Genomic DNA, 26,078 nt, shown 5'->3' on the forward strand with positions numbered 1-26,078 from the left:
GGATTGGGTTGATGAGATCCTCACGCGGGAAAGCACCGCTCAGGATGACACCAGTGGCGTCAGGTGAGATCCTCACGGCTTCTGAATACGAAGCCTCAGAATGATGGATTAAAAAGGCACACCCCCCTCAATGGGGGAATTTCTATAATGGTATATTCGGATGGAGAAGAAGGGAGGAAGAAAAAATCCCGTGCCTCATGCAAGAAGACACGGGATACTGGCTCATTCAGTTAGATTATTTTATTATTCTTCGACATTGAAAGAAAATGAATCCAAGATTTTTTCAAGAATTGGCTGGAACTCCTCGGATGTGCTGCCAAAAATAGTAATATTCATAAATATGCCATCCCCATTGTTGAAGACTTTATCAGCGGCCGCGAAAATTATTGTTTCATCATCCTGGGAGTTTTCCATGGTGACCATTCTAAATTCTGCATCACCTATTGATTTTGATATGTCTTCTACTATTTCGCTATCTTCGGTTTCGGTTTCAATGAACATTTGAAGGAAGGTTGCGACGTTTTCTCCTCGAGCTAAAATCAAAAATTGATCAGGCTTGCTTACGTCTCCGCTGTACCAAGCCGATTCTTTTTCGCTAAAGCCAAGGTTTTCTTCTAATTGTTGCCAATCCGGTGGGAGGGAAAAACTGATACCATGAGCAGTAATGGTTTGCCAGTCCTCTTCAGCCCAAGCGACAGAAATGAAAGCAATACTAACTAAAAATACCGCAACAACTGTTAGCAAGAACAGCCTTTTCAATTTGTATTCCTCCTTTTTTTGAGCATAGCTCTAAACAATGTTTTCTGCTAAACAAGAAAAAACAATGATGAAAAACGCTCAGGTTGATGATCAATTTTTAGGAATTGATAAGCCTTAACCTATTATAAGTCTTAAAAACAAAAATTAATTTATCCTCCTTTCCCAGGATCTGGTTTAATAGGCTAAAAAGCTCCACCTCGACCTCCACCTGATCCTCCTCCTATGCCACCTCCGCCACCAGAAAAACCTCCTCCGCCCCATCCGGAAGAACCCTTAGAGCGGGCTTGAGCTTGGACGATGGTAGCTGAAGCAGTATTTCGGAGCAAATATAGCTGACTGCCAAAGAGAAAAGGTGAAGGATTATAAAACTGGCCATGTTGGCTTTGCGCTTCCCAGATTTCTCGAGGGATAAACTTTTGTAAAGTGCTAATGACCTTTTCTGCGACGCCTAAGGCAGTTCCATAGACAAGATACTTTTCCCATACAATTATTGATTCAGGAGGGTATTCGGAGAGCAAAGAAAAGTCAGAAAGAAAACGACTGAAATTCACCCATTTTTGATAGTATTCTCTTCCTTCTTTCGTCCAACGACCAAAAAAATCTTTTCGGATCATTAAAATAGCTCCACCGAAGAACCACATTATTGCGGAGAGTATGGTCATTCGGGGTAATAAAAATGAGGTTATTCCTTGTGCAGAGATACCTACTACAGCCAAGGAAAAAAGCATCATTATGACTGCAATAAACTTTGCCAAGACATTTCCAGTAGTGCTGAAGTATCGCCGTTGGGCGATTGCATCATGAACGGCATTTTCATATCCTGATAATGACTGGTTAAAATTTCCTGCTTCAGTAGTCGATTTTGAAAGGCGTTTTTGCATATCTTGAAAATCGAAAACGTTATCAGTAGCAAAGCGGGCTAAAAGCTTTAGGAGCAATCCCTCAGAATGGGAAAGATCGCTACCGGGTTCATTTTTTTTGATTTGAATCCCTTGACCATTTTGTATTTCTTTAAAATCAATATAGTCTTTATGGTAAAGGTTCATCATAGCTGATGCTATTCCATCTTTGTCAACCTTGCCAGCTAAATTTTTTACCATAGCGTTGATGAAATCGGGTGGGTCATTGCTGGGGAGTTCCCGCTCATATATCCCCTGGTAAGGAATGGCATGCTCTTTTCCCATAAACCAAAAAATTAGAAAGAACAAAAAACCAAAAATGATGAGAAGGGCTAGCCAGGGTAACCAAGCGGAACGAACTGTTTTAGTGTAAACATTTTCGATTGGTTTTACTTCTTCAATGGTTAAGGTTGGATTATCAGCGGCATAGGGGAGATCGGAAGCGGGATCAGTGAGGAATCGGACCTCGGCAAAGGATTCCGGTGGAAAATGAGGAGTCATAAAGGTATATCGATTTCCACTTTGAATCATTTTTACCGAAGGGTGTTGATAGATGGTGTTGATGTGGACCGAATCAGGAAAATCAAAAATACCGGTAATTTTTCCAACCGGCGCATCCCATTGTCCCCAATATTGTCGGAAAATTTGTGCTATTTGCGGACCATTTTCAAAAATACCTCGTGCTCGGTAAGTAACATGAAGACGAATGAGGGGGGATTGTTTGGGATCCAGCCTTTCATAACTTCCTACGGGAACTAACCATACCCGAGCTTCAAATCCGTTTGATTGTTTACGAAGAAACTCCACTGATTGGGCTTCGATTCCTTCGGTCCAGAGTTGGATATTATCGATTTCGACATATCGCGAAGGAGGGATTTCACGATAGAGGCCTCGAAAGGGTTTTCTCATTTGGTAATCGATAATTTCATGAATTTCAAAGCTCCCATCGGGTAACATCTGGTGGTGAATGGTTGCAGAAGGAATTGAGTAAAGAGAGTTAAAGAACCATTTGAAGTAGGGATTTCCGCCGATAGTTTGGACAATAATGAATAATACAATCAAAACTATAAAACCAATAATCCATTTTGCTATGCCCCATTTTTTGCTTGCGCTGGTGTGCACTATTCTAACCTCGCTTTCGAGGATTTCATTCTAAAAACTCAGATTATAAATAGTTAAGACAATTGGTTGTTTAATTTTATAAACTTCAATTTTTTACATAATTTTTCTTTAAAAAGTAATTCTTTATAGAAAGTGCTTTTAATTCATGGATAATGGTTTTATGTGCATATATTGTAATGAAAACTTTGCTTATATACAACTGAAAATTAATTTTCTATACTAAAAATGTCGGAACGTTCAAAAGATGGTTTGATCCTGAGGTTTCGTGTTTCGAGGGCGTGAGGATCTCATCTGACGCCGCCGACGTCATCCTGAGGCTTCGTTTTCCGAAGCCGTGAGGATCTCATCTTTTTATCGTTTACTTAAAAATATTTTAACAGATGAGATTGCCACGTCGCTACGCTCCTCGCAATCAGGCTGTGTCACATCTGTCACTATCTAGCCGTAATCTTTCGTAGATTCAAAAAATTTCAGATAAAAGTTAAGCTAAGAATAGATCTCGGCTGGTATTAGACTCGATCTTAGCTAATTCTGGTTGGTTTTTATCCGATACCCCCTAAAGAGGTGGGATATTTCCCTCCTATCTCTTTCAAGAGACTCACTAAGGTGGTTACCCCGAGGAGGGTGATCATCCGAACCAGGTTAAAACAGGTCCCAAAGAGTGACGCTTCGGCTTTGACTCCTGGCAGGCCTCTTAAGAGGAAGGCATTCACACCTAAGTTACGTTTGATATGTCCAAAGGGAAGCTCGACTTTGGCTTTTCTTTTTCGGTAAATTGCTTGGGACTCAGGCTCTTTATACTGGGCCTCGAACTTTTCTCTGAGTTCTTCATTCGCCAGTCGGATGACTTTCCTCCCGTGTTGAGAGGAAGTACAAACCCCATAATGGGGACAAGCTAAACAGATTTTCTTGGCTGAGATCAGATAGTGTTTATGACCGTTTTTTTTATTCTTATTAAGATGAGAAAAGGTGAGTGTGTGTCCTTCGGGGCAGATATAGCAATCATGGATCTTATCATAGCTAAACTGGTCTTTGGCAAAAGGAGACGGTATTTTTTCTGAGGCCTGTCTTTGGGAGGGAACGACGACTTTGATCCCTTGCTGGTCAATTTTCGCTAATTCCGTGGTCGAGGCATAACCGGAATCAGCACAGGCGACCTGGCACTTATGCTCTAAGAGTGCATTGGCTTGGTTGATCTGTTGGCTGAACTGATTGAGGTCGTTATTCTCACTGACGACATCAGCGGAGAGAATCAGACCATGCTTTTCATCGACGACGCTTTGGACGCTGTAGCCGGCATGAGTTCCAGCAAGACTATTGATCCGGGTACAGTCCGGATCAGTGGTGTTCAGGGATGTTTGCTTTTTGGTTTCCAGTTCTTTTAAGATACCCTGGACTTTGGTCTTTAAGACGTCTTGGTCTTGTAATTCCTGATCCATTTTGACCAAAGAGCCACACCCCTTTTCAGCCTCATCGACCGTCTCACACTGGTTGAGGATAGTGGCGATGCGTTGATCGATGTTGTTGAGGACTTTTTGAATCTTTTTCTTATCCCAGCTCTTTTTGATGGAGGCATTGGCTTTGAATTTGCTGCCATCAACAAAGAGAGTGTTGCCTTCGATCAGATTGAGCTGGATACACATCTTCGCACACTGTTTTAAGATGTCAGCTAACTGAGAGCGGTTTTTTCTTCTGAATTCAGCAATGGTCTTATGGTCGGGTGTGAGCCCTGAGGTCAGCCAGATAAAGGAGAGGTTATGATGGTTCGCTCGTTCCAATTTTCGGGAACTCCGGATCCCATAGGCATAGCCATAGACCACAAGTTTCAACATCACCTTGGGGTGGTATTGGGGGTTCCCGGCTTGGTGGGGATCCAGGTTCAATCCCAACTTTTCAAGATCGAGTGCTTCGACAAAGGCATCATAGGCTCTGACCGGATCATCGAGAGGAATGTAGTCTTCGATACTCGACGGGAAGAGTTGGAGTTGGTTTCTATTCGCATATCGATATGCCATGATCGGGGTATCCTTTCTTGACTCTCATACTTTTATCTTACCCTTTTATTGTACCATATTATGGGCTAAATGCCTTGTAGAATAAGGATTTTATTGAGTTTTTAGTTATTATTTTTGTTCAAAAAAACCGATAATTGTGACACAGTCTGAATGACGGAGCGGGTGGATGAGATTGCCACGTCGTCTAACCAAAAGACGGTTAACCTCCTCGCAATGACGGAGCGGGTGGATGAGATTCTCACGTCGCACAATACGCTCCTTAGAATGACTGATTGAGTGAATGAGATTGCCACGTCGTTCAACCAAAAACCGGTTGACCTTTTCGCAATGACGGATTTAGAGAGGCTTTTCACCCTCATCCTGACCTTCTCCCATCAAGGGAGAAGGAACTCTGACTCGTCATTGCGAGGAACGAAGTGACGTGGCAATCTCTTGACTTTAATCTTTTTTATTCCTCTCCCTTTGGATAAAGGGAGATTAAGAGGGATTCGATTTTTTTCAGTTTTATCAAATCCCCCCTAACCCCCTTTGCTAAAGGGGGAGATTGATTTCTGGATGAGAAATCTCATCCTCATCTGTTGCCGTGAAAGTGGCATGAGGGTCTATTCTGATAACTTACGGGCATGATAAATCAAGCCCCTACCAAAGAATATAAAATGTTGGAGTACAATGTATCATACCCTTTTAACGTAGCGACATGCCATGGCATGTCGAATCCTGGCTTTTCACCCTCATCCTCACCTTCTCCCATCAAGGGAGAAGGAAATATAGCGATATGTCAACAAAAGCGGTACTATACCGTGTGAGGATCTATCTTATAAGGGGGTATATTGGAATTGAAAATTCTTCTCTGTCCCGATTCGTTTAAAGGAAGCTTATCAAGTCATAAAGTTTGCAATGCAATAAAAAGAGGATTTTTGCGCTGTACTCATAAAGTTGAAATTGTGGAAAAACCAGTAGCCGATGGTGGAGAAGGGACTATTGAAGCGCTCTATTACGGTTTGGGAGGAAGATTGGTAAAAACTGAAATAACCGGTCCGTTATGGGAAAAAGTGAACGCTCAATACCTCATTCTCGATGATCAAAAAACCGCGATAATCGAAATGGCTCAAGCAGCCGGTTTAACTTTGGTTCCAATACAAAAAAGAAATCCTCGATACACGACCACCTTTGGAGTTGGAGAATTGGTAAACAATGCGGTGAAAAATGGTTGTAAAAAAGTGATTTTAGCCATTGGTGGGAGCGCTACCAATGATGGAGGAATGGGCGCTTTAGCTGCTTTAGGAGTGAAGTTTTATGATGAGAATCAAAAATTATTGCCTGGTATGGGAGAAAATTTGCTTAAGGTTCAAACAATAGACACTGAAGGTGCTGAAAAAGCGATGAATGAAGTGGAAATTCTCATTGCCAGCGATGTCAAAAATTCCCTTTTTGGGCCAGAAGGTGCGGCGAGTGTTTATGCTCCCCAAAAGGGAGCAAATGAAGAAGATGTTTTTTTTCTTGATAAGGGTTTGATGCATTTTTCAAAAGTGATTCGAGAAAAAACCGGCAAAGAAGTTGATTCTATTCCAGGTTCTGGAGCAGCAGGAGGGATTGGAGCTGGTTTTTGTGGATTTTTTAATGCGCAAATTACCTCTGGTATTCAGCTTATTATGGAATTACTAAATTTTGAAGAAGAGATCGCAACCAGTGACCTCATCATTAGTGGAGAGGGAAAAATTGATCGTCAAACTCTCTATGGAAAGTTAATTAGCGGTATTTATGAGTTATGTCAAAAGCACAATAAACCACTAATACTTTTAGCCGGGAAGGTAGAAGAGGAAGCGTATTCGATTTATGGAGATAAAGTATTGGCTTTATTTTCCATCGTAAATGGTCCAATAAACGAAGATGAAGCATTTTTGAAAGCTGAATACTTAGTGGAGAATACTTCCTATAATATTGCCAAACTGATCTTTCACAATTTTAGTTAGTGAATGCTTAAGAGATTAAAAAAGCCCTGGACGATTCTTCCAGGGCTTTTTTAATGAATATAATACTGGTTTAGAAGCTGACTGAGATTTCGGCAGTGAACGTCCCAAGATTATCAACAATATTCCCGGTCCAATTATCGTCATATTCATCTTCCCAGGTCCCGATTTCGTAAGACAAGGTCAGATTGGTTTTGTCAGCCATTTCCCAGGCTACTTCAGCCATTGCGCTCCAGGGTTGGACATCAGCAGGAGTGACGCTGTCGTAACGACCTTCAACAGTGAGGGTGGTCTTTTCTTCGATCCATTCATACGCCAAAGCACCCACTGCGGTGATTTCAGCATTGGCTGAATCGTATTGACCTCTCACGCTGAAGTAGGCTTCATTGTTTTCACTATCAAGATCGAGTGGGTAATTCAAGTAAGCACCATAGACCTTGAAGCTACTATCCATCAAGTCATACAAACCGTGAATGATTCCGGTTTCACCCTTGGCCGCTTCAAAGGGCACATAGGTCACAGTTCCTTCTACAGCATTGGTGACCATGTCGCCAGTAGTAATAGCTGCTGCCCAGTCGTAGGACAGATCCAAGGTCCAGCTGTCGTCGCCTTCTTCATCTCCGGAGAGAATGAAGCTGGCACCGACACCAAAGCCCATTTCATCATCAGCAAAGGCGCTGGTGGTCACGGCTGAATCAGCCGGAGTGAACCCATCGACAACGTAGTGACCGTCAACGGTGATGGTGGCATCATCTGAGGCTTTGATTTCAATTTCTCCAGCCACACCATAAGCTCCAGACAGAGCCGCATAGGCACCTTCGACAGAAAGCATGACATCGGAATCATCAAAGTCGGTCCAGACATCAGCACTGACCACCAGATCGCTATCGACGTTATAGAACTCAGTGCCTTCTGGCATCCAGGTGGCCATCACACCAACGTGTTCCCATTCAGCCCGAACCGCATAGAACTCGTTGAGGTCGCCTAAAGCTTTCCACAACACATCGCTATCTTCTGGGGTATAGCTGACATAGAATCCTTCGTAATCGAGGTCATAATCCCGATCATCATCAGGATCATCCGGTTGGTAATCACCGAGCACCAAACCGAGACCAATCATGTTCTGACGAATTTCACCCGCTTGAATGAACCACTCGTCTTTCTGGTAGATCAACCAGAAATTATTGGCCGTGACGTTTGGAGCATCACCATAGCCGAGTGAATTAGCTGCAGTTAAGGTGATTCCAGCAGTGGTGTAGTCATTGATGGTGGCGGCGATGTAGAGATTGGTTTCATCTTCCCAGGTATTATCAGGGTCGGTGGGGGTGGGATAGTAACCTGTAAAGGTGGCAGTGAAATCACCAGTCACTTTCACTGGTTCAGCGTATTTTTCCAGAAGAGCAACTCGGTCTTCCAAGGCTTTGATGGCCTGGCTGTTTTCACCCAGAGCTCTTTTGAGGTCTTCAACGGTGACCCCGAGGTTCTTCAATTCATCAGCGAATTCCTGGATCAGTTTCTCGAGCATGGCAATGTCTTCTTGAGTGGCCAAACCAGCTTCGTCAACATACTGTTCCATATAGGCCAAGCAACGAGCCACAGCTTGAGCAAATTCATACCGGGTCAGAGCCCGATTCCCACCAAAGGTCCCATCGGGATATCCGATGACACAGCCTTTGGCTGCTAGAACTTGGACGGCATCATATGCCCAGTGATTCAAGGGCACATCGACAAAGGGATTGGCCAAAGCTGGAATAGCTAAAGCCAAAACGAGTACAAATGCAATGAGCAGTTTCTTCATGATATTGCCTCCTTGGTAGTTATCTTAGATTGTATTGAGCTGTCTGCCCTTCCAAGGAGGGGTCATTCAAGAGTCTCCATGTTTCCTCTTTCGATCCCTCTTGTTTTTCAGGCTTTCAGCTACTCTCTTCGTCTCCTCTCCTGGGCCTACCAATTCGTTGCACCTCCTTTCATTGCCCTTTGGAGTTTGGGACGAGATCGTCTTATTTAAAGGGGTAAGAGATATGGTTTTTCACTCCTCCGTCATTCAGGCTGTGTCACAATCCCTTTCATACACCAAGAATAGCTTGAAAGTGGAGGATACATTCTATTTATCTTCAGTTTTTGGGTTATCTATTCCCAATATTCCTGTAAAATATTAACATAAGTGGTGGTAAAAAATTTATAGAATAATTATGACACAGTCTGATTGCGAGGAGCATCCTATGCGACGTGGCAATCTCTGCCACCAAATATGTCACTCTAATGAGTCCGGTGTCTTCTCCATGATAACGTGAGAATCTCATCTTTTCAATACTACAATTCAACACATAATAAAAGATGAATCATGAGATTGCCACGACCTCAAAAAACGAGGTCTCGCAATGACGACTAAAAGTTCCTTCTCCCTTGATGGGAGAAGGGAAGGATGAGGGTGAAAGCCCAGAATGAGATCCCAGTTGGTTGCACTCATTAAGATATCTATAAAAAACATACCTGTATTTTCAGGATAATAATTAAAAAAGATGATCCATTCTTCAAAAAGGATTTTATTTACTGATTGTAATATTTTTCGCTTCATCATACATAGTGACAATGTTTTCTGGTGGAACATCCGGCTGAATGTCATGGACAGCAGCGAGAATATAACCATCAGGTCCAAGTTCCTGTATTCTTTTGTGAACCTCTCTTTTTACGTCTTCGATTGATCCATTGGGCATAACCTGAGTGGTATCAATTGCCCCCCAGAACGAGAGTTCTTTCCCAAACTTATCCTTCAGTACTTTTGTATCCATACCTTGGGCAGAAACCTGAATTGGATTGAGAATATCAACACCAATTTCAATCAAATCAGGAATAAAGTTAAAAATACTCCCGCAGGAATGATAAAGAAGCTTGGCGTTTGGAGCTAATTTTTTAAGGTTTTTAAAATATTCTTTATGGTAAGGTTTAATTAAATTACGGTAGGTTTGGGGATTCATAATGACATTTTCGGCGGTCGCTAAATCATCTCCGACAAAAATGATATCGAGATACTCGCCAACTTCCTGCAAGAAAAGAGAGTACCTTTGTAGTTGATAATGATACATTCCTTCCAATTGGGCAGTAGCAAAGTCAGGGTCTATTACTAAATCCATAAGATAGTTTTCAAAACCTCGTAAATACCAACATGGCTCGAAAATACCAGAATCAATCATGTCACCAACCAGGCAAAATTCTCCTTTATCGTGCAATTTTTTGGCTTTTTCTCTTAACCCTTTTAGATCCATACTTTTTTCTGGATTTGGCCAAGAATATTCTTTGAGTTCTTCCAAACTTTTTCCCGCCAAAGGGTGATCAATCATGTCATAATAAAGGCCTTCTTGAGGCATGCGAAAGGTTATTCCAAACTCATTTCGGTAGGTGTTATCATCAATCATTTCTTTTTGAAAAATCGGATGAGGATGAATACCACGAGTATCAATATTTAAAATCTGCAGCACTTCTTCATCGACAAAAACCACTTGAAAATTTTCCATCATAAAACGAGTTTCTTTTTCAATCCCCAAAAGCTTTTTTAAGTTTTCATAGGCTTTTCTGGTTAAGGTGGTGCAATTGGTCGTTCCTAAATCCATAGGGATACGATCGGGAACTTCTTTATTAAGGGAACGCATTACTCTTTCTTTTGAGTTCATATTCATCCCTCCTGAAATAAATATTTAACTTACTATTCCGAAAATACCGGAATAAGAGAAAAATGATTAAGCATAAAAGATGAAGGCACACCCCCCTTAAATCCCCCATCAATGGGGGAATAATTCATCAATTCCCCTCCTTGGAGGGGTGCCGCTTTCGCGGTGGGGAGGGTGTCTTTAATCCGTCATCCTGAGGCTTCGTTTTTTGAAGCCGTGAGGATCTCATCTTTTTAAATTTTTTCACCCTTTTCTAAAGGAGGAAGCCTTTTTATGGGTTTCTTACTTCCAAAGTTCATCAATTTTTATTTTTTTATTCGACTCACGATTCACTGCTCGCAACTCACTGTTCTTCGGAATGAGATTGCCACGTCGCATAGGACGCTACTCGCAATGACGGAGCAGGAAAAAATTCAAATCCCCCCTTCATCCCCCTTGTACGAACGGGGACATAGGTTACACTTTAGTCTAAGGACATAGGTAACACTTTTTAATCATCTTGAATCTCCGTTGATTCAAAAGTAAGGGTCTTTTTATCAATTATACCAATATCATAGGTAGAGAAACTAACTAACCAGGAATGAGTATAGTCTTTGAATCCGAGAAGTTCACCAGCAAAGACTTTACTGATTCTGATCAGACGGTTGCCATAAAGAGAAATCCGTCCTGAGGAATCGACTTTACGAGTGAGCGTATGATGAGGATATTCACAATCACTTAAGGTTTTTGGATAGGGCCGGTCACTTTTGTGGTACCAGGAAGCTGGGGTTTCTTGGTTGATTGCTTCATGGGGTCGTACGGTGTTATAGATGGTTTTAAAGGTTTCAAAGCGGTCTTGTTGGGTGAAAAGATTGGTGGCTGGTTTTTGACAGGCCTCTTCTTTTAAGGTGCGGTGCATCCGTTCATGACGGCTATTTTGTTCTGGATGTCCCGGATCAATGCGCTCTAAGATGATGCCGAGTTTCACTAACCACACCGAGAGTTGAGTGAGTCCAAAGGGAGAGTGAAGAGAAGCAAAGGGACTCCCGTTATCACTGCGGATCACCTGGGGAAGACCATATGTGGAAAAGCACTCTTTGAAGACCGGAAGGGATTCTTGAATGCTGGGAGAGGAAAGAGCTTCACAGGCAAGGAGATACCGGCTATAGTGATCGGTGATGGTTAAAGGATAACAGTATTTCCGATCTTGGGTTCGAAATTGTCCTTTAAAGTCGACACACCAGATCTCATTGGGTTCATGGCTGGTTCGAAGTTGACTGGTTGGCACACTTCTTCTCAATCGACGAGGGTGTGATCTCACCAGTCCATGGCGAGATAAGATGGCACTGATGGTACTGATTGCTGGAAAGACAATATCGGGATACTGTCTTTCCAAGGCGGGCTTGAGCTTTTTAGCTCCCCAACTGGGATGCTTGAATTTGGTATCCAGAATCATTTGCTCGGTCAGGGCATCAGTTTGACCCGCCAGGTGATGAGGACGTCGGGATTGATCTTTAAGTCCATCCAAACCAAAGGCTTGAAAACGATGAATAAACTTATAGGCGGTTTTTCGAGAGATTCCATATTCTCGACACAAATCTGTCACCTTTTCCTTGTTGAGATAACGATAAATCAATTCTTGTCTGAGATCCACTTTGTGTACCTCCGTCCATGGCATAAGGCATTCCTCCTTATGCCAGTAGTATACAAAGTGTTACCTATGTGTCAGGAACTTTCTGTTACCTATGTGTCCGGATCATACCCCTTTGCTAAAGGGGGAGATTCATTTCTATATAAGCAATTTTCATTCTCTTCTGATGCAGTTGTTCGTCATGGATGTCTTTCCTAATTATACCTTGATCAGTAAAAAATATTCTTTATTCTTAGGTAGAACCAGAGTGAAAATAAAAAATCGAGTAGTGTAACAGTTTACTTGTTTTCTTTAGGAAAAGGTTCTTTGCTGCTGAACGGTGCTTTGTTTCTTAGTTAATAAGGGCGTTCTTCTGCGTTGATAATAGGATTCTTTATAAGTATTAATGAAAGGGACATGGGTATTAACAAACTTCCGGATAAAGCCCCAAACATTAGAAATTTGTTTTCCTTGCCGATAAAAATCAATATAAGCGGAAAGAATCATTTTCTGGATTTCTCGGGGTTTTAGATAATCACCAGTGATGACTGAATGAGCGCCATCAAAAAGCTTCCAATCCCAAGTAAAAATTCGGTTTTCCTTCATCATGTTTTGAAAAAACTTCGTTCCGGGAAATGGAGTGAGTACTGAAAATTGAGCGATATCAATATTCAATTTTTTGGCATACTCAATTGTTTTCGTGATAGTTTCTTGAGTATCGTGGATGTTTCCAAGAATAAATGAGCCTAGGACCTTGATTCCGTTGGAATGAAGGACTTTAATGGCTTTTTCTGAAATCTCGGTCGTGATTTTCTTCCCATAATCCTTCAGCGATTGAGGATCGGCACTTTCAAGTCCCAAAAAGACCATTTTCAAACCGGCTGAAGCCATTTTTTTAATGATGGAAACATTATTCATGATAGTGTCCACGCGTGAAAAGCACCACCATTTAATGTTCATCTGATTTTTTTGGATTTTTTCTGCCATGAGCTCAACGCGTTCGGGTTTTAAGGTAAAATTATCATCCATGAAAGCGAAGCCACGATACCCGTAATCGTAATAAAGTTGCTCTAATTCCGCCATAATATTTTCAATGGAACGAGTTCTCCAACGGGTTCCAGCAAAATTAGATGACGCACAAAAAGAACAAGCAAACGGACATCCTCGGCTGGTTACTATATTCATTAATGGTTCGCCTTCAATTTGAGTCATCCAATATTTCCCTAAGGGAAGAAGGTCTCTTGAAGGGAAAGGAATGTCATCTAAATTATCAGGTGGTTGGGGAATGGATGCTTCAAATATGACATTGTCCTTCCGGTAGGAAATACCTGGGAGGTTATGAATATTTTTTTTATCTTCGAGATTCTGCACAAGGTGAGTAAAAGTATATTCCCCTTCGCCCTTAACGATATAGTCAACAATACCCAAGGAAAGGATTTCTTTATCTCTAAAAGTGGCATGATAACCTCCCATGACGGTTATACAACCCCTTTGTTTGGCTATTGTTGCGATATCAAGTGCTTTAAAAATTTTATTGCTCTCACAGGTAATTCCCACTAAATCGCAGTTGGCAAGTTCTTGTTCCAAGCTGGACTTTTTTTCAACTTGTAAATCAAGGATTTTAACCTGATGACGGTTTTTTTGCAAAACCGAAGCTAAGTAACCTAATCCAAGAGGGGGGAGCTTAAGACCCACGGAATTATAAATGCCTGGTGAGGGTGGATTGACTAGCAAGATTTTCATACTATATCTCCCTTTTATATGTTTATTATTTCGTATGTTTTAATGGATAGAGTGAAGTTCAAAGTCGTCAAGTAAATCGAAAAGTTTTTGTTTTATGTTGACTCGAGTTTTATCGTCGACCATCTGGAACCCAAATAACTCAGAAAGCCATAACCCTTCACAGGTTAAACGAATTATGGTAGCTAAAGTTGAAAAATCCAAAGATAGTATCTCTTCTTGGGACTCATTGATAAACTTTCGAACCGGAAGTAAGAATTTTGGATCCATTGTTAAGGCTGCCAATATTGCATATTTGTATTGATTTAAGTGAATTTTTTGGTTAAAACAGACATTGATATAGTTTTTTAACCAATTAATTGATTGGATAGTTCTATCATTTTCTTGACTACTCAATAAAATATCTTTTCTTAAAGAGCTTTTTAGTTCTTTAAGAAATAGTTCTAACATAGCTTGGACCAGAAGCTCTTTGGATGGAAAGTGATATAAAAGTCCACCCTTACTTACATTTGCACGTTGGGCAATGTTTTCTAAGGTAAAATGTGTCATACCTTGCTCTTCAATGAGCTTGCAAGCTGCTTGTAAAATTTTATCCCTTAAATTAACTTCTGAATTCATATCTGATTTCCTTTACAATCTATACCGTCTAGACGGTATAGATTGTACCAGTTTTTGGTTTTTTGGTCAAAAACTGCTTTTGTTGTATCAAACGAGGATGAGAGCCCAGGATACGACATGCCATGGCATGTCGCTACATTAATTGGGCACGATAAAGGTTGAGGGGGCGAATGAAAAAAGAATGAAAGGATAAAAGAAAAAATTACAAGATGAGATCCTCACGGCTTCTAAATACGAAGCCTCAGGATGACGGATTAAAGGCACACCCCCCTTTATCCCCCCTCAATGGGGGAATTTATAAGATGGTATTTTCAGGATAGGACTTCATGTTGCATAATAGCACCAGATAACAATGAAAATATGTAAATACCAATCAATCTCCTCCTTTAGCAAAGGGGGTAAGGGGGATTTGATTTTTTTTCTTGCTCCGTCATTGCAAGGAGCGTCCTATGCGACGTGGCAATCTCATTGAGCCATTCTTTCATCCTGAGGAAGGTAGCGTTTTACCGGACAGGATAAGCATCTCATTTATACCAATTCCACAAATCCACACATAATAAAAGATGACTGAAGAGATTGCCACGACCTCAAAAAACCAGGTCTCGCAATGACGACTCAAAGTTCCTTCTCCCTTGATGGGAGAAGGTGAGGATAAGGGTTGAAGACCAAGACTCGACATGCCATGGCATGTCGCTACATTAATCGGGCACGATAAAGGCTGAGGGGGCGAGGGGGAGAATGGGAGAGGGGGCGAATGAAAAAAGAATGAAAGGATAAAAGAAAAATGATAAAATAAAATTTGGGGGTGAACAAATGAGTAGCATTGGATACTCAAAGTATATTGTAGAGCTCAGAAATGAAATGTTGACTTTGAAAGACTTAAACTATGCCTATAATTCGGTTATTGAAGAAATAATCATAGAAACCAAAAGATTTCTCACGGCTTTAGCCAAGATAGCTTCAGTTGGAGAGAGAAATTTTACCTTTGAATATAATAATATTTCTTTTTCTATTAGCCATGATAATCGTGGTGTTTATACTTGTTCTTATTCTTTTCAGAGTGATGATAAGGATATCGCCCAAATAGTTAAAGATACTCAATGTTCAAGCGATGTTGCTGTACAGATTTATATTCTAAAGAATTCTGAAGAAATTATTAAAAAATGTATCGAAGTGGTGCGAAAAATTTGTTCAGAAATTCATCAACAGGTAGAAGTTCTCTCAAAGTTTGCAAATTAGCTAACTTTCTTGGTTTTCTTCGCGTTTTTCTGGTTCAAATATTTTGAGTTCTATTGGGCTTAAAGAATCGATATGGATATCCTTTTGCGGATAGGAAATTTCAATGTTATTGGCTTGAAAGAGTTCAAGAACTCGGTAGCGAAGTTCACTCTCAACCGCACCCTTAAACCCGTAATTCATGTCAACCCAGAAAAAAGCATTAAATATGAGGGCGCTATCTCCAAAATCACTAAATAACACAAAAGGTGCTGGCTTGGTAAGGATTTTCAAATTTTCCTTCATGGCTTGATAAAGAAGGGCTTCTACGGTCCGAACTGGAGAGGAGTAGCTTACACCAATGGTGATTTTTCCCCGGATCGTTTTATCAATGTTTGTCCAGTTGACTATTATGTTATTCATAAAATAATTGTTTGGGACCAGAATATCGATATTATCGAATGTTTTTAAGCGGGTAAAACGGGATCCAATTTCTTGTACCGAAGCCGTTTTCCCCTCGATTTCTATAATGTCATTCTCTTTTATTGGTTTTTGAAAAACAATGACGAAACCACCTAAGAAGTTGCTAAAAATATTTTGAGATCCGAGCCCGATAGCCACAGCCAAAGCACCACCTAAAAAAGCAAAAGCAGTGAGCGGAATATTAACGGTACGAAGAGCAAAGAGAACAATCATTAACATGAAGAAGTAATTAACCACTCGTTTGATTGCGCTAGCCGTGTTCATTTCTATATCGAATCGTTGAGCAATCTTTTTTTGGAGTGATCGGGTGAAAAATTTGATAAGTAATAGTCCAATAACCACTATTAAAATTGCTAAAATAACCTTACGAACGGTAACTGGATTATCTTCAATAACATATAATTCAATATTCCAAAAAGAATGAAGCCGATCCTTCCAAAAAGAAGTAACTCTTTGGGCGATCTGAATACTGCCTACTGCTGAGTTGATTTCTGCTACTAAACGTTCAAAAATCTGCTGAGCTGACATTAAAAAAGAGAGATATTCAAGATTTTCTCCCATTAATTCTTCTCGAGCACGAAGACTTGATGTAATGTGGTCTTTTAATTGAAAAGGGAGGTCTTGACTTTGATTGCTTAATTCTTTCTGGAGGGCTAAGATCCGATTTTGGGTATTTTCTTGAATTTGCTGCTGTCTGGTAATCAGAGTTTCTAAATTTTTAAGCAGACTGGAAGCTTCTTCCCTTTTTTCTCGAAGTTCAATAGGGTCTTTTTCTTCTTTTTCTGCTAAAAGAGTATTTCGAGTGATCCACGCTTGTTTCAATTGGTTTAAATAAAAAAGCTTTCCTTCTAACATATCCAAAGTTTTTTGATTATAATCTCTCCACGATTCAAGTTCTCGCAATTGAGAATTGAATACCATCAGTTCTTCTTCTCGAGTTGTTTCCTCAATCTGGTTTTGGATATTCAAATATTCCCTATCGTTGGTTAGTTGTTGTGCTCTTATTTTTTCGATTTTTTCCTGAACTGTTAAAGAATGATTTTCTAAATCTTCAATATGTCGATCTATATCAGATTGATCAAATTGAAGATTACTTTTTATCCAGGTGATAAGGCTTTCTGTGGATGCTTTCTTAAGTTGAGTCAGTTCTAATTCAAGTTCTATGTTGTTCAGTTGAGCTTTTTGATAGTTGTAAGTAGCTTGCGAAAGTTGTTCATTTATTAGGGCGATTTCAAGCGACCAGTTTAAATTCGGTTGAGGAGTTGTGGATGAAGTCCCAGAGGTTTGAGCTGAGTCACGAAGATTTCTGATGACTTTTTGACTTTCTTCCAAACGACTTTTTGCTTGAATTAGGTTGCTGCTGGCAATATTTTTTAAAAAATTGACTGATTCTATTTGTTGCTGGATATCATTTATCTGGTCAAGATATTGATCATAAATGCTTAAATTAAAAGGTGGTTTCTGTGATATTTCCAAAGACGGGTCATCAATTTTTTTTTCTTTCATCTTTTGAATTTCAAGAAGAAGAGTTTTGTTTTTTTCCAAGGCGGTTTTGTGCTGTTGATAAGTGATTTGGAGGTCTCTTAATTTATTGGTTTTGATTTGAAGTTCTTCTATGGTTATCCCGTATTTTTGTGCAGTTTCGGTTTGTTCTGAACGGGCTGAAAGATTGATCTGAGGAATTACATCATCTATTTTCTTTTGAAGGCTTTCAATGGTTTCTTCCCAAGCTGTTTCTATGGTTGCGTTGGGAGTAGCAAAAATTTGTGTACCATTTGCAACATTTTCTTTGAAGAAACAAAATAAGGATATTAATATTATAAAGAGAAGTAATTTTTTCATATATGTCTAATCCATTCACATCATAAAGTGGGTTTTGTTTTGTTATTGTACCCTTGAACCGGAAATTCGACAAGTTTTAAATTGACGCCTCATCAAATAAAGGAAGCCATAAAATCAACATTTTCCTCGTTGATAAAATAGATTTTTTTTCAAAACTGGTAGTGGTCCATTTTCCAAAGTAAAAAACTTCTGGTAGGAAATAAGATTGGCATCGTTTACAATGAATGAATGTAATGAATAGAAAAAAACCTAGTGAAAAGGAGACAAAATACAGATGAACCCTTTATCTGCATTCATTTCCCTGGATGATCCCCAAAAAGAAGCTCTGGGTATTCAATATACCCCCCAGGAGATCCATGACCAAGTGGATCTATGGGCTTCCAGTGTTGAAAGAGTCTTCAAATACCGAGAAAGGTTAACTGAGCTTTTTAACTCGGTATCAGAAAAGAAGAAGAATCTTATCTATTTAGCCGGTGCCGGCACCTCGGAATTTGTCGGACATTGTTTGCAAGGGTTATTTCGTCAGAACTTTCCAATTCCGGTTCAAGTGGTTTCAACCGGGAAGTTAGTCACCCATCCTGAGGAGTACTTTGCCCATATCAATCCGCTGATGATCTCCTTTGCCCGATCAGGAGACAGTCCAGAAAGTTGTGGTGCCTATGAGATTGCCAATCAATTCTCCGATTCCATTTGTCATCTGGTGATTACCTGTAATAAAGAGGGTGGCTTAGCCCGAAGAGCACGGCACGATCCCAACAGTCTGGTCATCGATCTTGATGAGAAGACCAATGACCGGGGATTAGCCATGACGGCCTCGTTTAGCAATATGGTGATTGCCGGTCAAGCCTGTTCCCAGATTCATTCCCCTGAAGAGTACACCCAAAAGCTTCCCCAACTGGTGGCGGCTGGAAGAAAAGTGCTGACCATGGCCTCAGAAGTGGTCAAGAAAACCGCTGAAAGTGATTTCCAAAGAGCAGTCTTTTTGGGAAGTGGCAGTCACTATGGAACAGCTATTGAATCCCACCTCAAACTCCAGGAGCTCACCAGCGGACAGATCATGTGTGGGTACAACACCTTCCTTGATGTGCGCCACGGACCAAAAGCGGTCATCAATAAGCAAACTTTGGTCGTCGCTTTTCTTGCTTCTGATCCCTATGTTCGCCGCTATGAACTGGAACTCTTGAAGGAAATCCGACAGCAGGAGTTGGGAAAAACAACCATTCTCATCGGAGAGGGACTGGATGATGAAATCAGTCGATATGGAGATGAGGTGATTGATATCAAGAGTGATTCCCAACCAGCTCTTCCCGACTCTCTGACTCCACCTGTCTTGGTCATGATTGGGCAATTGTTGGGTCTATTCAAATCCCTTCACCTCGGCTTCAAACCCGATTCACCAAGTAAGACTGGAGTTATTCATCGAGTGGTTCAAGGAGTGAAGGTGTACGATCCAAAAATATTTACAGAAAAAGGGATTTTTCAAGAAATCAGAGGATGAGCCTATAGTCAAAAAATAATAAAAAATGTCTTATGAGATTGCCACGACCTCAAAAAACCAGGTCTCGCAATGACGACTAAAAGTTCCTTCTCCCTTGATGGGAGAAGGTAAGGATGAGGGTGAAAAGCATCTCTAAATCCGTCATTGCGAGGAGTTCAACCGATTTTTGGTTGGGCGACGTGGCAATCTCATCTTTTTCAGTTCCACAGTTCCACGATTCCCCAATTCCACAGCCTTTAAAGGATGAGATCCTCACGCCCTCACAAATCGAGGGCTCAGGATGACAGATGAAAGAATTTATTTGATGGTATTTACAGGTTAGATCTATATTCTTTTATTGTCTTCTTGTAACAGATTATTCTTTGATTAAAACTAATTCTTCAGTTGGGTTTTTTAGGGTAGCGCCTTGGATGAACTCAAGAAAAACGTCGGCATCTATTAGGCCGGTATCCTGTTTTTCAGGGATTTTTTCTAATACGCTATTACCATCTCCACCTTGAGCCAGGAAACTATTGGTGACTAATCGGTAGGTTTTATCAAGTTCCAAGGGTTGGTAGCTCCCATCGGATTGCTTGATTTCAATGCGGGAAATCCTGGAGCCTTGAGGAAGGGAAGGATTTAAATGGAAGCGGAAGCCAGCTATATAGGCATAAATGTTGGTATTATAGGCTTTTTTGGATATCGAATGATTAACCATATCCTCTAAAACCTGAGTAAGTTCTTGGCCAGAAAGGTCAGAGAGAACCAGAGTTCCTTGGAAGGGAAGGCAATCGTAAACCATTCCAACAGTAATCTCACCAGCTTCATAATCGGTACGGACCCCTCCGGGATTAAGGAGAGCACCTTGAGCCCCCATGGATGATGTTTTATTCAACATGCTTAAAGCGATGAGAGGGCCAGGGCCTGAGTTGTTGCTGTTTCGTATTAAATCTTCGGCAGATTCGGCGATCACAGTGTTTTTGAGTTCCAATAATCCAGAAGAAAATTGGGTATAGATTTCTTTCATTGAATTTGAAGGGATGAAGATCCCAACCTGACCGCTCTGAATGATGTACCGAAGAATTGATTGATATTTATCTGGAGCATTTTGAGCAGTAATTGGAGTATAGTCATCTTTGGTATTTATAACTCCGTCTTGATTGGTGTCTTGCCATTTTTGTTCAAAAATATTCCCTATCAGGAGAAGCGGTTGGGCGTTATAACTCATTATTGTTCCTTCATCATCAAAGCTCAGTTGGATTCTTCCTAAAACCTTTGCCCATTCCCAAGCTTGAACAATGAGAACTTTTCCTCCATCGGGAGACGTCTCAATGACCGGATATGGGTATTTGGCTTTGTAACCAAAGGCTTTAAAATCACCCATTAAAGTATGTGAATGGCCACCAACAATCAAATCAATCCCCCTTACTGACCGAGCTAATTGAATATCAGCGTCAATACCAATATGGGAAAGAACAATTATTTTATTGATTCCTTGCCTTTGAAGGTCCTTAACGGCTGCTTGAGCTCGAGCTACTGGTGAGAAAAACTGAACGGATTTTCCCGGACTAGAACCAGTTATGACTTCCGGTGTAATTAAACCAATTATTCCAATTCTTTCACCTTGAATTTCATAAACTTGATAAGGAACGAATTTACCTTTTAAATCAGGGTCAGCCTTGGTATCGATATTAGAACACAAAACTGGAAAGGATAACCCATCACGAAATTCTGCTAAAAAAGATGAAGTGCGATCAAATTCATGATTGCCCAGAGTCATTGCGGTTACAGGCATGTGATTCAAGTAGATTTGATCGGTTTGACCATTAAATTTTATAAAATACATAGTTCCTTGCACTGCATCACCAGCATGTAAGAATAGGATGTTTTTATCGGCAGCTGATATCCGATCGAGAGCGGTTTTTAAGAAAATTAATCCGCCCAATTGGACCTGGGTTGGATTTCCATCAATTGGTAGAATTTCGGTTTCGGGATCGAGATGAGAATGGGTATCATTTACATGGATAAGAGTAAAGGTTATGGGTTCGGCAAAGGAAATAGCGTAAATGATCTGGAATAGAGCAATGGTTAAAAGAACAATGAAAAAAGAGGTTTTCCTTTTCACCTCATTTTGCCTCCTTAAATTGATAGATCAATAGATATGAGCAATGAACCATAAGAGAAAACTATGAATTGAAAAACCCCTCAATTCATAGTTATTAAAACTACGATTGGTTATTGAGTACGTCTAACATAGCTATAATATTTTCACAAGGAATATCTTTTGGAAGAGCATGAGAAGGAGAAGCTATATATCCTCCATATTTGCCAATTTCATCTAAAATGTTTTGTACTCCTCTTTTTACTTCATCAACCGTCCCAAAGGGAAGGAGGCTTTGGATTCCAATTCCACCATAGAAGGATAATTTGCCTTGATAATGTTTTTTTATTGCAAAGATATCCATCACTTCTGGTTGGAAGGGGTTGAACACATCAAGACCTATTTCAATGAGGTCGGGAAACAATTCATCAACCTTTCCGCAGCAATGGAGGAAAACCTTTCTCCCTCTGTTTTTAATGGAAGCATACATCTGTCCCATTCGAGGTTTAATAAATTTTCTCCACATGGCGGGTCCCATAATGAGTCCCCGTTGCCAACCCCAATCGTCACCAAAATAAACTCCATCAAATCCAATATCCAGTGCTTTTGATATGACTTTCAGATTATATTGAGTTATCTGGTCCATTAAATCTTCAATGAATTCGGGATTGGTAATCATATCAGTGAGGACATTCTCCATTCCCCGTAAAGACCAGGTCCGTTCGAATAGGGAATAAGACATTTTTAAAATGCAAAATTTATCTTTATTTTTTTCTAAAAAAGCTGGTAATGCTTGAAAGCGTCTGGGATCGTCTGGATCGGGGAATCGATACCCTTTGAAACTCGGTTGGGTAAAGACCGGAATCGGGTTTCCAATATCCGGGTCAATGGTGCGATTCCATACTACGCCCCATTCATCACGGATAAACCCTGGTTTTACTTCTTGAAAAGCATCGGGAGGCAGTGCCTTGGTAAAAGCCAAATGATTGCCGATTTTTTGTTCAAAATTTTGGTCATTCAAGTATTGAATCATTTTTTTACGAGCTGGAACAGTAAAATCTAAGTGGTGAGGAACTTTATCAATGGTATTGAATTCAAGAGCATTCAGCACCCTTTCGCGCTCATTCATGCCATTCCCTCCAAGGTGATGGTATTTGTTTTATCAGTGTAAATGAAAAGAGTGATTTTTTAAAGATTGAGGAGAATAAAATTAATATAAGGAATGGAAACATTTTATTAAATTGAGACAATAAAAGTTGACATCAGAAAAAAATATATATATGATAAATACATATAGTAATGACTCTTTAAGGTTTAGGCGGTGGCAAAATGCCGGTTCAGATGAATCCGTGGATGATTTCAAAAATTGTTTTATGGGTGTTGATAGCCATAGTAAGTACCTCTTTTTTGAGGAAAAATAAAGTTACATCCAAGGTACGTAATTATTTTCTTGTTGGAGGAGTGATAATTTTTGGTTTTATCTACGGAGTTGAGCCCAATCCGGTTAGTTCTTTAAGAAATCTATTAAAAAATGTATTCTTGCAGCAACGACTGTTACCAGCAATATTATTGGTGTTTGTAATTCTTTTGCTGGTTTCCTGGTGGTCAAACAAATCGATTTGTGGTTGGGGATGCCAATTTGGGTTGTTGCAGGACCTTCTTTACCGAGTTCCTTCTCGGAAAAGGAAACCACCCATCCGTCTTTCTCAGATTATAAGGCTTTTCTTTTTTGTGGGGTTGATTCTTGGTTTAGTTGTGTGGAAAATCGACTGGCTCGCTTTTATTGATCCTTTTGGAATTTTCCGCTGGTCTTTTTCTCAGCCGGTTATTTTAGGTATGAGTTTCGTGTCAGCGGTTTTAATCCTTTCGGTTTTTATTTATCGACCTTGGTGTCATTTCTTTTGTCCTTTCGGTTTCATTAGCTGGATAGTTGAACAAAAATCCTTAAATAAACCGGTTATTAATCTTGAAACCTGTAAACAATGTCAACTTTGTGTAAAAGCTTGTCCGGGAAATGCAATGGAGGACATATTGCACAACAAAAGATGGCGGTCAGATTGTTTTGCTTGCGGAGCTTGTATTGAAGCCTGCCGTTTTGATTCGATACATTGGGGGAGGAAATCTTTTTCAAGCAGAAGTTAATTTAGTTTTTAGGTGTTTTTGAGATATCAATTTTCTTATAATGATCGAGGATAGAATCAATAAGCTGCCGGTTTTTTTCCAGCCTTTCCATCCAGAGCTGAAGATATTTTTTGCCGCATTCCGTAATATGATAAACACGTCGAGCCGGTCCAATTTTTTCCACCGACCAATTAGATATTAACAGTTGTTCTTTTTCTAAACGTCTTAAAAAGCGATACAAAGCTCCAACATCAGGTTCTTCCCATCCAGGTATAACATTTCGGATTCTCTCTAAAAGCTCATAACCATAAGAGGGTTTTTCTGTAAGAAAAAGGAGAAGTATTGGTTCCAAAATTCGCTGTACTCCTGGACGACCGCTGGGAAAATTTTGAACAGTATTTGTCATGGTTATCCCTCAAAAAAGAAGTGAATTAACAAAAATCAAAGAAAATCCTCTATAACACTATATTGATATTTCCTGCCTGTTCCCATTATACTCATGCTCATGATGGCAAACAACATTTTTCCAGATAAAACCGAACATTCCAATGAGCTCAATAAAGGCATTCTGGCCTCACTTCCGATTTTTATCGGATACATACCAGTTGCGATAACTTTTGGGCTATTAGCAAAAGCCACCGGTTTAACCTTGTTAGAATCGTTTCTTTTTTCTGCGCTGGTATTTGCCGGTGCCAGTCAATTCATGGCTTTACAATTGATATCTCTGGGGGTAGCTCATTTACAGATTATTGCCATCACCTTTATTATGAATTTTCGTCATTTTTTAATGAGTTCCTATCTATCAACCCTATTCCCAACCCACGAACATCATTGGCTCCCTTTTATTAGCTTTGGTATAACCGATGAATCATTTGCTTATTTTTCAACTCAAAAACAAAATCAGAAAAAACATTTTATTCTTGGTTTGCAGTATTCTGCCTATATAAGTTGGGTTGGGGGAACGGTCATTGGATATTTGTTCGGAGCAATCATTCCACCCATTATTCAAGCCAGTATGGGAATTACTCTTTATGCGCTCTTTATAGCTTTGCTTATTCCTGAAGCAAAAAAATTCTATCCAGCTGCCATAACTGCCGGTATTGGTGGATTCATTCATTCACTCCTCACCTGGTTACAAGTTTTTTCAACTGGTTGGAATATTATTATTGCTATTTTCAGTGCTGCTGTTTTAGGAGCTCTTCTGATGGGTCAAGATGAGGAGGAGGCTCAATGAACGTTATATTATTGATTATAGGTATGATGGTAGTTACCTTTTTCCCTCGTTATCTTCCTTTTGTGACTATATCAAAATGGAACCTACCTGGCTTCGTCAAAAAGTTTCTCAGATTTATCCCTTATGCAGCACTAGGCACTCTGATTCTTCCCGGAGCAGTTATGGCAATTCCTGGTTTTCCTTGGGCGGCAATTGCTGGTATTATTGCGGCTATTCTATTTTCCTGGTTTAGAAAAGAAATTATTCTCACCGTGGTTGTTTCAATTTTTGCCGCCTATCTGGTTCTATATCTCTCGGGTTATTAACTAATTAATTACTCACTCTCAAACTACCTTTCTTCGATTAACAGTATTTCATAGAGATGGGGCCAAAGTTTTCCGGTAACGAAGAAACGATTGTTGGCTTGGTCAAAAGCTATTCCATTGAGTACATTTTTCGATAGATCACTTTGTTCTTCTAACCCGGTTAAATTGATCCATCCTATGACTTCGCCATCATCTGGTTCAACGATGAGAATAAGGTCAGTGTGCCAAACATTGGCATAAACTGTTCCATTGATAAATTCTAATTCGTTCAGTTGATTAATCATTAGACCATTTAAATGGACTTGAACTTCCTTGGTTATCAAAAAGTTTTTTGGGTCTAAAAAACGAAGGGTATCTGATCCATCACTGATAACTAAATTATTATTATCATCATCATGGGTAATTCCCCAACCCTCGTAAGGGAAATCAAAAGAACCGATATGCTCAAAGGTGTCAACATCGTATAAAAAGCCAAGATGAGATTTCCAGGTGAGTTGAATTAGAAGGTTATTAAAAAGGGTAAGACCTTCAGCAAAATGAATTTCATCGATCTTTTTTTCCAATAAAACCTTTCCAGACCTCAGGTCAATTTTTCTTAAGCTTGATTCGCCGTATAATCCGGTACTTTCGTATAAAAAGCCTTCATGAAATATCAAGCCTTGGGTAAATGCCTGGGGGTCATGGGGATAGGTAGCTATAACCTGGTAGGTGTATTTTGTTAAGCTTTGATTTTTGGAAAGGTGATTGAGAAGCCATTCTTGGTTTTGAACCAAGCTATGTGCTGAAACAGAGAAGATCAGCAGGAAAAATACCAAGAAAAGTATTGATATAGGTTCTAAAACCAAGAGAAGATGTTTCTTCATAATTCATAATATTATCATTATTTGTAAAAGAATTCAG

The 26,078-nt window shown here is 40.0% G+C and carries 19 protein-coding genes; 6 read left to right on the top strand and 13 right to left on the bottom strand.

Annotated elements, in window-relative coordinates; translation table 11 throughout:
* Positions 1–243: 243 nt before the first annotated feature.
* From RT761_RS05515 to RT761_RS05525, 3 genes are all read right to left on the bottom strand, one after another.
* Positions 244–759, bottom strand: a complete 516-nt coding sequence (locus RT761_RS05515; protein WP_218113071.1) for a hypothetical protein — start codon at positions 757–759, stop codon at positions 244–246.
* Positions 760–941: 182 nt separating this feature from the next.
* Positions 942–2,780, bottom strand: a complete 1,839-nt coding sequence (locus tag RT761_RS05520; protein ID WP_218113072.1) for a DUF2207 domain-containing protein — start codon at positions 2,778–2,780, stop codon at positions 942–944.
* A gap of 542 nt (positions 2,781–3,322) precedes the next feature.
* Positions 3,323–4,795, bottom strand: coding sequence for an IS1182 family transposase (locus tag RT761_RS05525; protein ID WP_218113073.1), 1,473 nt, complete (start codon positions 4,793–4,795; stop codon positions 3,323–3,325).
* Positions 4,796–5,625: 830 nt separating this feature from the next.
* On the opposite strand from RT761_RS05525, the gene RT761_RS05530 reads away from it, so the two are divergent.
* The gene (locus RT761_RS05530; protein WP_218113074.1) at positions 5,626–6,768 is read left to right on the top strand and encodes a glycerate kinase family protein; all 1,143 of its coding nucleotides are present in this window, start codon (positions 5,626–5,628) and stop codon (positions 6,766–6,768) included.
* 70 nt (positions 6,769–6,838) lie between these two features.
* Here the strand turns inward: RT761_RS05530 and RT761_RS05535 are convergent, their stop codons facing one another.
* The 5 genes from RT761_RS05535 to RT761_RS05555 form a co-directional block, all read right to left on the bottom strand.
* Complete coding sequence (locus RT761_RS05535) at positions 6,839–8,563, bottom strand: S-layer homology domain-containing protein (RefSeq protein WP_218113075.1); 1,725 nt, start codon at positions 8,561–8,563, stop codon at positions 6,839–6,841.
* Positions 8,564–9,311: 748 nt separating this feature from the next.
* On the bottom strand, positions 9,312–10,436 hold the full coding sequence (locus tag RT761_RS05540; RefSeq protein ID WP_218113076.1) for a uroporphyrinogen decarboxylase family protein: 1,125 nt from the start codon (positions 10,434–10,436) through the stop codon (positions 9,312–9,314).
* Positions 10,437–10,923: 487 nt separating this feature from the next.
* The gene (locus RT761_RS05545; RefSeq protein WP_218110800.1) at positions 10,924–12,090 is read right to left on the bottom strand and encodes an IS481 family transposase; all 1,167 of its coding nucleotides are present in this window, start codon (positions 12,088–12,090) and stop codon (positions 10,924–10,926) included.
* Between the two features lie 264 nt (positions 12,091–12,354).
* Positions 12,355–13,785, bottom strand: coding sequence for a B12-binding domain-containing radical SAM protein (locus RT761_RS05550; protein ID WP_218113077.1), 1,431 nt, complete (start codon positions 13,783–13,785; stop codon positions 12,355–12,357).
* Between the two features lie 39 nt (positions 13,786–13,824).
* On the bottom strand, positions 13,825–14,400 hold the full coding sequence (locus RT761_RS05555; protein WP_218113078.1) for a TetR/AcrR family transcriptional regulator: 576 nt from the start codon (positions 14,398–14,400) through the stop codon (positions 13,825–13,827).
* An 813-nt stretch (positions 14,401–15,213) separates the two neighbouring features.
* On the opposite strand from RT761_RS05555, the gene RT761_RS05560 reads away from it, so the two are divergent.
* On the top strand, positions 15,214–15,639 hold the full coding sequence (locus RT761_RS05560; RefSeq protein WP_218113079.1) for a hypothetical protein: 426 nt from the start codon (positions 15,214–15,216) through the stop codon (positions 15,637–15,639).
* On the opposite strand, the gene RT761_RS05565 is transcribed toward RT761_RS05560, so the two are convergent.
* The gene (locus tag RT761_RS05565; RefSeq protein ID WP_218113080.1) at positions 15,640–17,940 is read right to left on the bottom strand and encodes a mechanosensitive ion channel domain-containing protein; all 2,301 of its coding nucleotides are present in this window, start codon (positions 17,938–17,940) and stop codon (positions 15,640–15,642) included.
* 274 nt (positions 17,941–18,214) lie between these two features.
* Between RT761_RS05565 and RT761_RS05570 the strand changes: the two genes are divergently transcribed.
* On the top strand, positions 18,215–19,438 hold the full coding sequence (locus RT761_RS05570) for an SIS domain-containing protein (RefSeq protein ID WP_218113081.1): 1,224 nt from the start codon (positions 18,215–18,217) through the stop codon (positions 19,436–19,438).
* A 355-nt stretch (positions 19,439–19,793) separates the two neighbouring features.
* Here RT761_RS05570 and RT761_RS05575 read toward each other — a convergent pair whose 3' ends face one another.
* Positions 19,794–21,542, bottom strand: coding sequence for a bifunctional metallophosphatase/5'-nucleotidase (locus tag RT761_RS05575; protein ID WP_218113082.1), 1,749 nt, complete (start codon positions 21,540–21,542; stop codon positions 19,794–19,796).
* A gap of 100 nt (positions 21,543–21,642) precedes the next feature.
* Positions 21,643–22,647, bottom strand: a complete 1,005-nt coding sequence (locus RT761_RS05580) for a uroporphyrinogen decarboxylase family protein (RefSeq protein WP_218113083.1) — start codon at positions 22,645–22,647, stop codon at positions 21,643–21,645.
* Positions 22,648–22,847: 200 nt separating this feature from the next.
* On the opposite strand from RT761_RS05580, the gene RT761_RS05585 reads away from it, so the two are divergent.
* Complete coding sequence (locus RT761_RS05585; protein WP_218113084.1) at positions 22,848–23,660, top strand: 4Fe-4S binding protein; 813 nt, start codon at positions 22,848–22,850, stop codon at positions 23,658–23,660.
* Position 23,661: 1 nt separating this feature from the next.
* On the opposite strand, the gene RT761_RS05590 is transcribed toward RT761_RS05585, so the two are convergent.
* Entirely contained in the window at positions 23,662–24,045 is a 384-nt protein-coding gene (locus RT761_RS05590) for a PadR family transcriptional regulator (protein ID WP_218113085.1), read from the bottom strand.
* Positions 24,046–24,147: 102 nt separating this feature from the next.
* Between RT761_RS05590 and RT761_RS05595 the strand changes: the two genes are divergently transcribed.
* Entirely contained in the window at positions 24,148–24,873 is a 726-nt protein-coding gene (locus tag RT761_RS05595; RefSeq protein ID WP_218113086.1) for an AzlC family ABC transporter permease, read from the top strand.
* Positions 24,870–25,178 carry an AzlD domain-containing protein gene (locus RT761_RS05600; RefSeq protein WP_218113087.1) on the top strand — a complete coding sequence of 103 codons (309 nt, stop codon included), beginning with the start codon at positions 24,870–24,872 and terminating at the stop codon, positions 25,176–25,178. Before RT761_RS05595 ends, RT761_RS05600 begins: the two co-directional genes overlap by 4 nt.
* Positions 25,179–25,201: 23 nt before the next feature.
* Here the strand turns inward: RT761_RS05600 and RT761_RS05605 are convergent, their stop codons facing one another.
* Complete coding sequence (locus RT761_RS05605) at positions 25,202–26,041, bottom strand: glutaminyl-peptide cyclotransferase (protein WP_218113088.1); 840 nt, start codon at positions 26,039–26,041, stop codon at positions 25,202–25,204.
* Between the last annotated feature and the right edge of the window lie 37 nt (positions 26,042–26,078).

It is taken from the genome of Atribacter laminatus (genome assembly GCF_015775515.1).
In the GTDB taxonomy this organism is placed as follows: domain Bacteria; phylum Atribacterota; class Atribacteria; order Atribacterales; family Atribacteraceae; genus Atribacter; species Atribacter laminatus.